The 10,160-nt window shown below is 74.5% G+C and carries 8 protein-coding genes; 1 reads left to right on the forward strand and 7 read right to left on the reverse strand.

Features of this window, described 5'->3' with window-relative positions; all coding sequences use genetic code 11:
- Window positions 1–146: 146 nt before the first annotated feature.
- Entirely contained in the window at window positions 147–725 is a 579-nt protein-coding gene (locus ACFV6I_RS27450; protein WP_380428227.1) for a TIGR03086 family metal-binding protein, read from the reverse strand.
- Between the two features lie 101 nt (window positions 726–826).
- Between ACFV6I_RS27450 and ACFV6I_RS27455 the strand changes: the two genes are divergently transcribed.
- Window positions 827–1,810 (forward strand): helix-turn-helix transcriptional regulator, encoded by a 984-nt coding sequence (locus ACFV6I_RS27455; RefSeq protein ID WP_380341030.1) that lies wholly within the window; start codon window positions 827–829, stop codon window positions 1,808–1,810.
- Between the two features lie 20 nt (window positions 1,811–1,830).
- On the opposite strand, the gene ACFV6I_RS27460 is transcribed toward ACFV6I_RS27455, so the two are convergent.
- From ACFV6I_RS27460 to ACFV6I_RS27485, 6 genes are all read right to left on the reverse strand, one after another.
- The gene (locus ACFV6I_RS27460; protein WP_380428229.1) at window positions 1,831–3,045 is read right to left on the reverse strand and encodes an alpha/beta hydrolase; all 1,215 of its coding nucleotides are present in this window, start codon (window positions 3,043–3,045) and stop codon (window positions 1,831–1,833) included.
- Between the two features lie 159 nt (window positions 3,046–3,204).
- Window positions 3,205–3,552: an MmcQ/YjbR family DNA-binding protein gene (locus tag ACFV6I_RS27465; protein ID WP_380428231.1), complete on the reverse strand. Its 348-nt coding sequence runs from the start codon at window positions 3,550–3,552 to the stop codon at window positions 3,205–3,207.
- 97 nt (window positions 3,553–3,649) lie between these two features.
- Window positions 3,650–5,983: a Dyp-type peroxidase gene (locus ACFV6I_RS27470; protein ID WP_380428233.1), complete on the reverse strand. Its 2,334-nt coding sequence runs from the start codon at window positions 5,981–5,983 to the stop codon at window positions 3,650–3,652.
- A 37-nt stretch (window positions 5,984–6,020) separates the two neighbouring features.
- Window positions 6,021–7,952, reverse strand: a complete 1,932-nt coding sequence (locus tag ACFV6I_RS27475; RefSeq protein ID WP_380428234.1) for a galactose oxidase-like domain-containing protein — start codon at window positions 7,950–7,952, stop codon at window positions 6,021–6,023.
- Between the two features lie 253 nt (window positions 7,953–8,205).
- On the reverse strand, window positions 8,206–9,435 hold the full coding sequence (locus ACFV6I_RS27480) for an acyltransferase (protein WP_380343806.1): 1,230 nt from the start codon (window positions 9,433–9,435) through the stop codon (window positions 8,206–8,208).
- A gap of 32 nt (window positions 9,436–9,467) precedes the next feature.
- On the reverse strand, window positions 9,468–10,160 hold a 693-nt coding region (locus tag ACFV6I_RS27485), incomplete at its 5' end, for an alpha/beta hydrolase (protein WP_380428235.1).

Here is a 10,160-nt window from a genome sequence, read left to right on the forward strand (position 1 = left end):
CCCCGGCACCGCGCCCGCGGGGGCGGGGGGGGGGGGCGGGGGGGCGCGCGCCCCCCCCCCCCCCGACCGAGACACCCGGGCGGGCGGTGTCGCGCGGGGGGGGGCCGGCGGCCCCCCGGCCCGCCCCCCCCGTCCCGGGCGCCTGTTCAGACCTCCCGGCCGAGCCAGGCGGCCAGCCGGGTGTGCACGTCGGCGTCCGGGGCGACCGGCCGCACCTCGCCGAACGGGACCGCCCCGCCGCGGTGCTCGGCCGACAGGACGGCCTGGGCGACGGCCAGCGCGGCGTGCGCCAGCGCGTCGTCCAGCGGCTGCCGGGAGCCGAGCGCCCGGGAGATGTCCCAGGTGTGCGCGACCGTCTCCATCAGGTAGCCGCCGACCGCGATCCGGCCGGGCACCACGCCCCAGGGCGCGTGGGCCGGGCGGTCCAGCGCGGCGTCGTCCGCCCAGGCCGCGACGGCCCGGGCGCGGGCCCGGTCCAGCGCGCCCGGCCAGGCGTCGTCCGCCAGGTCCCCGGTGGCGGCGACGACGTCCTCGGCCCGGCCGCCCTCGCCCAGGTAAGCGAACCGGTGGATGCCGCCGACCACGTGGCTCAGCAGCTCCCGCAGCGCGAACGCGCTGCACGGGGTGGGCCGGTCGAGGGCGTCCGGGGTGATCTCGGCGAACAGCTTCTCCAACTGGCCGAGGGCGAGCAGGTACTGCGGGCGGGCGTCCTGGACGGAGTTCACGTGGAATCAGCTCCCTGGGGTGGTGCGGGCTTTCGGGCTCGAACGGCAATCTCCCAGTAAAACCTGACAACCGCCGTCAGGATTGCTGGGATTCTGCTGCCATGAAGGCCGACCGCCTGCTCTCCATCCTGCTCCTGCTCCAGACCCGAGGCCGGGTGCCCGCCACCGAACTGGCCGGGCGCCTGGAGGTGTCCGTCCGCACCATCTACCGCGACGTGGAGTCGCTCTCCGCCGCCGGCGTGCCGGTGTTCACCGAACGCGGCCGCCACGGCGGCATCAGCCTGCTGCCCGGCTACCGCACCGACGTCACCGGACTGACCGCGGACGAGGCCCGGGCGCTGTTCGTGCTCTCCGCCCAGGGCGCGCACAGCGACCTCGGGCTGGACGGCGCGCTCGGCTCGGCGCTGCGCAAGGTGATGGCCGCGCTGCCGGCCCCGCACCGCCCGGCCGCCGAGCGGATCACCGAGCGGATCCTGGTCGACCCGGCCCGCTGGCTGCAGAGCGGCCCGGCGGCCGGCGCCGCGGCCGGCCCCGAACTGGGCGAGCTGCAGTACGCGGTGTTCGCCGACCGGCGGCTGCGGCTGAGCTACCGGCACAGCGGCACGCCGGCGCCGGTGGAGTACACCGTGGACCCGTACGGGCTGGTGAGCAAGGCCGCGGTCTGGTACCTGGTGGCCGATCTGCACGGCGAGCCCCGGCTGTTCCGGGCCGACCGGGTGCTGGCCGCCGAGACCACCGACGAGGCGGTGCGCCGCCGCGCCGGGGTGGGGCTCGGGGACGCCTGGGCGGTGCTGCGCGAGCAGGTGGAGCGGCTGCCGAAGGAGCTGCCGGTCCGGGTGCGGGTGCGGCGCGGGCGGCTGGACATGTTCGTCCGCATCCACGGCGGCCGGGTCACCGCGCCGCCGCCGGAGGCGGGCGCCGGGCCGGCCGAGGAGTGGGTCGAGGTGGCGATGGTCTTCCCGGCGCCGGCGGCCGTCCGCGCGCTGCTCGCCTTCGGCGCGGACGTCGAGGTGCTGGCCCCGCTCGCGGCCCGCCGCGAGCTGGCCCGGGCGGCGGCGGACGCCCTGCGCCTGTACCAGGAGTAGGGCCAGCGGTAGGTCGGGCTCTAGGAGTTCGGGTCGGGGCGGACGACGTCCTGGTAGTGGCCGAGCGAGATCGCCGCGAAGTTGTGCAGGCTGTCGGTGCCCTCGGTGAAGTAGCCGTTGTGGCCGGCCGCGCGGGCCGAGGAGATCTGCTCGGCGCCGAAGCCGCCGGCGGTCGGGTCGGCGCCGTGGCCGAGGCCGCCGACCTCCAGGTACGGGACGTTGCCGATCCAGTCGGTGGGGTTGCGGGTGGCCCAGACGTGCACGCCGGTGCCCAGCTCGCTGGTGCTCTGCACGCCCATGCCGGGGCTGCCGAACACCATCAGGTCGGTGATCCCGGAGGTGTCGGAGGGCGAGGCGGCCGCGCGTGGGATCTCGGGGGCGGCGTTGCCGCAGACCACGGAGCCGTACGAGTGGCAGAGCAGGGCCGGGGGCGCGTCCGGCCGGGTGGTCTCCTTGAGCCCGGCGAGCAGCCGCTGCAGCCGGGGCGCGCCGACGTCGGCGAGCCGGGAGGTGACGGCGTCCGGGCCGAGGCCGGACGGGGTGACGTAGCCGGTCCAGGCGATCACCGCGGTGCGGGTGTTCGGCGCCTGCCGCTGCTCCTCGGTGTGCAGGGCGCGGGCCATGCCGGCCGGGGAGCGCAGCGGTTCGGGGGCCTGGTCGAAGTGGCCGAGGTCGGCGTCCGAGCCGGGGACGACGACGGAGATCCGCTCGGCGTCGGCGAGGTCGCCCCACACCTCGGTGATCAGGCCGCGGCCGCGCGGGTCGAAGGCGAGGATCTGCCGGTCGGGGCCGAGCAGGTGCTCGACGTCGTTGGCGCGGGAGACGGCCAGCTCGCGGGTGTCGGCGTCGAGCTTGTGGTCGGCGGCGCGGGCCCGGGCGCTGTCGCGTTCGGCGGCCAGCGCGATCTTGTTGGCGCGGTAGCGCAGGTCCAGCGGGGCGCCGTCGAAGTTGCCGACGACCAGCGGGTAGTCCCGGATCAGCCGGTCCAGCTCGGTGGGGGCGAGCGAGGCGAAGAACGCGGCGGCGGCGGCCGGGGTGGTGGTGGCCGGGTCGGGCAGGGTGCGGTCGAAGCTGTGGTCCTGGACCCAGGCGGCGCTGCCGGCCGGGGGTGTGGAGATCGCCAGCTGCTCGGTGGAGGCGGCCGCCTGGGCCGCCGCGGCGCCGGCGTCGGCGAGCACGGCACAGCCCGCGAACGCCCCGATCAGTACCCGCTTCCAGCGCCGACGGTTGCGCACCGCACCAACTCCCTTAGGGCCCGTCACCGTTTCTCGGGCGGTGCCCGGAGGTGCGATGAGACTGCCTGCTTCCCTGCGCAAGCGTAGGGTGCCCGGAGAGGTGACGCGCCCGCCCAAACTGTGGGATGGCTCACATGAACCGGCGGTGTCGTTTCAGCGTCACAGAGTGGCCCGCACGTCGAATTCGCGCACCATCCGCTTGGGCGCCGTGCGCCGCCAGGCCTCGACGACGAGGTCGCGCAGCTCCTCCGGATCGACCAGGTCCAGCTGGACGCTCACCCAGCCGTGCCGCCCGACGTACGGCGCGCTGGAGAACACCTCGGGTTCGGCGGCGAGCAGTTCGGCCTGGTCCTCGGGGGAGGCCTTGACGGTGACGGAACGGCCCTCGGGCGCGCCCATCGCGAAGATCCGGCCGCGGATCCGCAGGGTCTCGATGTCCCAGGTCGGCTCCTGTGCGGCCTCCGGCAGGGCGAGCGCCATCGCGCGGAACTCCTCGAACGTCACCATGCCCGCAGCGTAGGGCAGGGGACCGACAGCGCGCCCCCCGGTGCACGCGGGGCGCACCGGGGGGGCGGGTGGGGGCGGGTGGCCCGGGCCGGGCGGTTCAGAGCAGCGAGGACCAGGCGTCGCAGGAGCGGTCGCCGGAGACCAGCCGGTCCGGGTGGCCGCTGCCGTCGGCGATCGAGATCCGGCGGTAGCTCTGGCCGGAGAAGCACCAGAACTCGCTCCGGCCGCCGACCCGCTGGCAGTCCGGGACGGGCAGGAAGCAGTCCACCCGGCTCAGGCCGTTCAGCGAGCCCCACTGGGAGAGTTCGCGGTCGGTGCGCTCGCACACGTCGGTGTGCGCGGCGCCGTCGGCCACCGAGATCAGCCGGTAGCGCTGGCGGCCGCCGGTGGTGTGGAACGCCCAGTACCAGCTCTTGCCGCCGACCCGCTGCTGGTCGGGGACGGGCAGGAAGCAGTCCATCCGGTCGACGCCGCCCAGCGAGTTCCAGGCGCCGAGGTCGCGGTCCTGGCGCTCCACGGCGCTGGTCGTGGAGCCGCCGCCGCAGGTGATCGAGACGGCCCGGTACTGCTGGCGGCCGGCGGTGCTGTGGAACACCCAGTACCAGCTCTTGCCGTCCGGGTTCTGGAGGTCGGGCATCGGCAGGACGCAGTCGACCCGCCCGACGCCCTGCAGACACGTCCAGGCCGTCAGCCCGGTGTCGCCGTCGACCACGCGGTCGGTGTGGGCGGAGCCGTCGGCCACCGAGATCCGGCGGCACCGGTCGGCGTGGAACACCCAGTACTGGCTCTGGCCGCCCCTGCGCTGCTGGTCCGGGACGGCGAGGAACTCGTCGCAGGGGTACGCCTTGCCGGAGGCGGCCTGGCCGCCGCCGCCCTGCTGGGTCTGCCCGGTGGTCTGGCCGGTGGTCTGGCCGGACCCGCCGGTGAGCCGTCCGTCGCAGAGCGCCTTCAGGGTGCTGACGGACGGCATGAAGGCGTACACCGATCCGGTGGTCCGGACGAACTGCTGGAAGCTCAGCAGGGTGTGCTTGACCGTGCCGTCCGGATCCCGGCTCTCGAAGTCGACGTCCGGGGCCTCCTGGGTGACCGGGTCCTTGCCGGGCACCGGGTTGCGCTTGGGCGGGAAGTCCGGCTGGTCCATCCAGTCGGCCTGGATGAACTCGAACTGCCGGGCGATGTCCGCCTGGTAGCAGATGAACAGCAGGCCGCGCGGGTCGTCGGGGCCGCCCGGGCCCTCCGAGGCCGGGTCGAACGGCGAGCCGTACGGGGTGCCGCGGCGCATGATCCGACGGCCGTCGAGGGCGTTCGGGTCGAACGGCGGGTGGCTCGGGTCCTCCTGGAGGGCGGCGCGCGGGCTGGTCTTGCGCAGGTGCGACCAGAGCGGCGTGACCAGGCCCTCCAGGTCGTCCCGGAAATCGAAGTCGTTGTCGTTGGAGGAGGTCGGGTCGTTCGGGGTGTCCCGGTCCTGGTGCTTGCAGACCGGGGCGCCGGAGCGCCAGCGGCCGACCATCCGGGCGGCCAGCCACTCGGTGGTGGCGTTGTCCGGGACGGCCTTGGCGAGTCGCAGCTCCTGGAGCTTGACCGAGACCTGCGACCACCAGCCGGGGACGTCCTGGGCGAGCCGGCGGACCACCTGGAAGGAGCCGTTGCGCGTCCAGTCCGGGTACTGGTCCTTGGGGAAGCTGAACGGGTCGTTGTCCTCGCCGCAGATGAACTCGCCGGCCGGGATGATCCGGGTGCCCCGGTGGCCCTCGACCTCGTCCGGGTTGTTCGGGTCCGGCCGGTCGAAGAAGCGCACGCCGGGTTCGCTGATGCCGTCCTTGAAGCCGAAGTGCTCCTTGCCGCGGCGGCTGCCCAGCAGGGTCTGGGCGTTCTGCTGGTAGGCGATCAGGACCCGGGCCTCGGCGGCCGCGATGCGCTGGGCCTCGATGGCCGCCTGGAGGTCCTTCTCGCTGTCCGCGGAGATCTTCAGCAGCGCGTGGACCGGCTGGTTCCTGCCGTTGCCGAACAGCCAGTTCTCCGGGGAGTTGTCGCCGCTGTCGCCGAGTGCGCCGGCCCGCTGCGCCGAGCCCTCCTTGAACGCCTCCAGGCCGCTGCCGATCGGCGGGGCCTGCGCGAACGGGTCGGTGGCGGAGAGCATCCGCATGCCCTCGTAGGTGAAGCTGACGCCCAGCCAGGTGGCCGTCAGTGACTTGGGGTCGTCGCCGCCGGAGGCGCTCCTGGCCTCGCTGAACGCATCGTTGAACGTGGCGACCTGGCGGGTGGTGGCGATCTGCGGGACCAGCCGGCGCAGCCAGTCGCGGGCGCGCGCCGCGTCCTCGAACTTGAGGAACAGGACGCTGACGTTGTCCTTCCGGAAGCCGGCCAGGATGTCGCCCTGGATCTCGTCGCTCTGGCGCAGCCGCAGGTCGGTGGCCGTGGGGGTGCTCATGGGTGGGTCTTTCCTTCGCTGGGGGGCGGTTCGGGGATCAGGCCGAGGAGCTGAGCTGGACCCACTGCGCGACGCTGGGCACGCCCTGGTCGTTGAGCAGGAAGAGCATGTACCAGCCGGGCGGCGCGGCCTTGGCGTCCGGCGGGGCCTGGAACTCCAGCCGGTTGCCGGCCCGGCTGGTGAGCCGCAGCTCGATGTGGCGCTGGCTGGTGTTGACCGAGTGGGTCGAGGTGGTCGGCGCCAGCAGGACGGCCTTGGCGGCGAGCCCCGGGGTGGTGCTGGTGACGGTGAACTTCTTGTCGTAGCCGACCGGGGTGGTCGGCGCCCGGTCCAGCTGGGGCCGGTTGCCCTGGTTCAGGTAGGCGGGCTCGTAGATCTCGATGGTGCCGTTCATGGTGACGGGCCCCGTCGTGCCGGGGATGCCGCTCACCGTGCCGTTGACGTCCGGGTTGTTGGCGAGCTGCTGGAGCTCGTCGCCGGTCACCATCACGCGCCCGTCGGGCAGGACCACGGCGTTGGAGTGGTAGCCGCGCGGGAGCCGCTGGACCGGGCCGAGCTTCCAGTTGCCCTGGTCGTCGCGCAGTTCGACCTGGCGGTACTTGAGGTCGGCGTTGGGGTTGTACGGGCCGTTGCCGTAGTCGCGGATGTCGTACGCGCCGTTGACGGTCATCAGCCGGCCGTTGGGCAGCAGGAGGGTGTCGTCCTGGGTGCGGCCGAAGGCGCGGGACTTCTCGGCGGTCCAACTGCCGTTGGAGAAGCGCAGGGTGCTCGGGTTGTCGCGGTCGCCGCCGAGGATCAGGGCGGAGTCCGGGCCGTTGACGCCGCCGGGCAGCATGACGGCGGAGCCGTAGTTGCGCGGGCGGCCGTCCGGGCGGGCGGTGAGGTCGCTGCGGGACTCGGCGACCGGGTCGAACCTCCACTGCTCGGTGGGCTGGCGGCCGAAGCCGTAGACGTTGCCGTCGTTGAGCGAGAACAGGTGCGGGTAGTCCGTGGTGAACGGGGCGTCGGCCTTGAAGCGCTCCACCGGGGTGTTCTTCGGGGTGTCGTTCTTGCCCTGGGGGACGGGGAAGCCCTTGGCGGGGAAGCGTTCGACCACCGGGGTCGGGGTGCCGTGGCCGAGTTCGGACTGGCCGGACATGATCAGCTGCCGGCCGTCGGCGCCGGTCACCACCGAGGGGTACCAGCGGCCGACCGACATGTCGGGGTTGCGGGTCCAGGTCTCGGTCCACGGGTCGAAGATCAGTGACAGCTTGGCGCCGGTGCCGCCGTTGCCGCCGAGGTTCCCGCCGAAGACGCCGAGCATGCCGTTGGGCAGGAAGGAGTGGCCGGAGCAGAAGAACGGCACCGGGCGGGGCTCGTTGAGGCCGTCCGGCATGTCGGAGACCGGCGGGGTGACCTGTTTGAAGGCGTCCTTGCCGGTGCCCTTGGCCGGGTCCCAGAGGAAGGCCCGGCCGGCGTTCTCCTTGCCGGTGGTCTGGGTGGGGGCGGGTTCCTTCTCCGGGTTGGACTCGATCCGCTCGAAGGAGAACAGCAGCACCTTGCCGGTCGGCAGCAGCGCGACGTGGTCGCCGAAGTCGGGGGAGGAGAAGTACTCCTTGAACGTGCCGAACACCGCCGGGTCGAAGCCGGCGTTGGTGTTGGCCTGGGAGGCCGTCAGCGCGTTGTACCGGTTGGTGCGGGTGGTCTGCGGGTAGTCGCCGATGCCGCGGATGGCGGCGCGGGCCCGGGCGTGCTCCTCGGCGTGCTCGGGGCCGAGCGCGGCGACCTCGTCGTCCCGCATCTCGGCCATCACCCGGGGTGAGGCGATGTGCGGGGTGAGGTCGTTCTGGCCGGGGGTGGCCGGCCCGCCGTGGGCGGTGGCCGGGCCGACGGCGGCGAGCAGGGTGCCGGTGGTCACCGCGCAGACCACGGCGGTGGCCGACAGCCGGCGGCGGGCCCGGCGCCGTGGCTGCGGTGCGGACGGGGACATGGATCTCCTCGGGGAGGGGGTGGGTGGGGAGGGTGGCGAATGCGGACGGACGGGCCGTGGGCGGGCGCGGTCCAGCGATGGTCGCCGACCGTCACAGGAGATCACAGTGCGTGGTGGTTCGCATGCGGATGCATCCCGCTGCGGACCCCTGTGACGGGCGGCCCCGGAGTGGCCGTGGATCGGTCCCGGAACGGCCGAAGGGGCGCGGACCGATCGGTCCGCGCCCCTCCGGTGCCTCACTCTCCGGCGCAGGTCACACCATGCCCAGCGCGTACGCGGCGAACAGCGCCGCACCCGCCGCGGCCAGCGCCTTCCCGGCCCGGGAGAAGGCCGTCCACGGCCCGTCGAACCGCCGGGTGAACCACCCGATCGCCACCAGCACGGCCCCGAACAGCGGAAGCAGCGCCACCCGGACGGCCACCCAGCCGATCGAGTCCGGCGCGGTGGTCAGCCCCGGCACGGCGCCCAGTCCGGCCGCGCCGGGCACCGCCACCGCGAGCATCGCGCTCTGGTGCCAGCAGAAGATCGTCATCGCCGAGAGGTTGACCGCCACCACCGGCAGCCACAGCAGCGGACGGCGGGTCAGCAGCCGGCCCAGCCGATCCCGCAGCAGCACCGCGGCGCCGCACTGCGTCGCCGCCAGGGCCAGCACCAGCAGGGACGGCGGGTGCGAGTTGGTCCGCTCCATCCCGGGCACCCCGACCATGCTGGCCGGGTAGTGGAACGCCAGCAGCAGCGTGGCGAACAGCGCGCCGCCGCCGACCAGCAGCACCCGGGCCACCGGGCGGCCGAGCCGGCCCTGCGCCCACAGCACGCCCAGCTGGTAGCCGAACAGCCAGCCCGGCAGGATGTTCAACAGCCCGACCCAGGACGGCACCGCCTCCGCCCACGGCCCGTACCGCAGCAGGTCGACGGCGGCGACGGCGGCCACCAGGACGCCCGCCGACCAGCCGCCCAGCCGGCGCCCGGCCGCCACGCACAGCGGGGTGAGCGCGGTCAGCCCCAGGTAGACCGCGATGTACCAGAGCGGCTGCACCACCAGCGTCGCGCCGGTCCGCACGGTGTCCCCGGGGACGCCGAGCGCGGGCAGCAGCGCGATCAGCAGCGCCCAGACGGCCGTCACCCCCAGCACCGGGCGCAGCAGCCGCACCGACCGGCCGCGCAGCCAGCCCAGGTACGTCACGCCCTTGGCCCGGGCCCGCTCCAGCGACTGGACCGAGGAGTGGCCGCCGACCAGGAAGAACACCCCGAGCATCTGGAGCACCCAGCTGATCGGGGCGAGGCCGCCGAGCGAGGAGAGCGGGCTCGCGTTGTGCAGGGCGCCGTCGGCGGAGAGCGTGAAGCCGCCGAGCAGCCAGTGCCCGACCGGCACGGCGAGCAGGGCGAGGGCGCGCAGCCCGTCCAGGGCGCGGTCGCGGGTCTCGGGGGTGCGGGCGTCGACCTGGTGGGCGGCGCGGCGCAGGGCGGTCAGCGGGTGGGCCATGGCGGTGCTCCTTTCGGTGAGGCGGTCAGCGGTCAGCGGTCGAGGCCGAGGGCGATGGCGGCGAAGGCGGTGAGCGAGGCGGTGCCGGGGGCGAAGTAGCCGGCGTGGCCCTCGGATCCGGTGGCGGGCAGCGGGTGGGCGCCGAAGCCGGGGGCGGTCGGGTCGGCGCCGTGGCCGAGGCCGAGCACCGAGACGTAGGGGACCCGGCCGATCCAGTCGGAGTCGTTGCGGGCGGTGGCCCAGAGCGGGACGCGCGGGTCGAGGGCGGCGGCCGAGCCGACGCCCATCCCGGGCGAGCCGAGGACGACCACGCCGGAGGCCTGGTCGGGCCCGGGGCGGGCCAGCCCGCAGACCACCGAGCCGTAGCTGTGGCAGAACATCGTGGCCGGGGCCTGCGGGCGGGTGGTGACGGCGAGTCCGTCGAGCAGCCGGGTGAGCCGCGTGGCCCCGGCCCGGGCCAGGTCCTCGGTGGCGGCGCCCAGGCCGATCCCGACCGGGGTGGTGTAGCCGGTCCAGGCGATCACGGCGCTCTGCCGGTCGGTGGCCCGGTAGAGCGAGCGGGCCATGCCGGCGGGGGTGCCGTACGAGCCGGGGGAGCGGTCGAAGTTCTCCAGGTCGTTGTCCGAGCCGGGGACGACGACGGCGGTGTGGCGGGCGGTGGCGGGGGTGCCCCCAAACCCCCGCGCCCCCCCCCGCCCAGACGCGGGAGGGGCACAGGCTCCACC

The sequence above is a fragment of the Kitasatospora sp. NPDC059803 genome (genome assembly GCF_042732255.1).
Taxonomy (GTDB): Bacteria; Actinomycetota; Actinomycetes; order Streptomycetales; family Streptomycetaceae; genus Kitasatospora.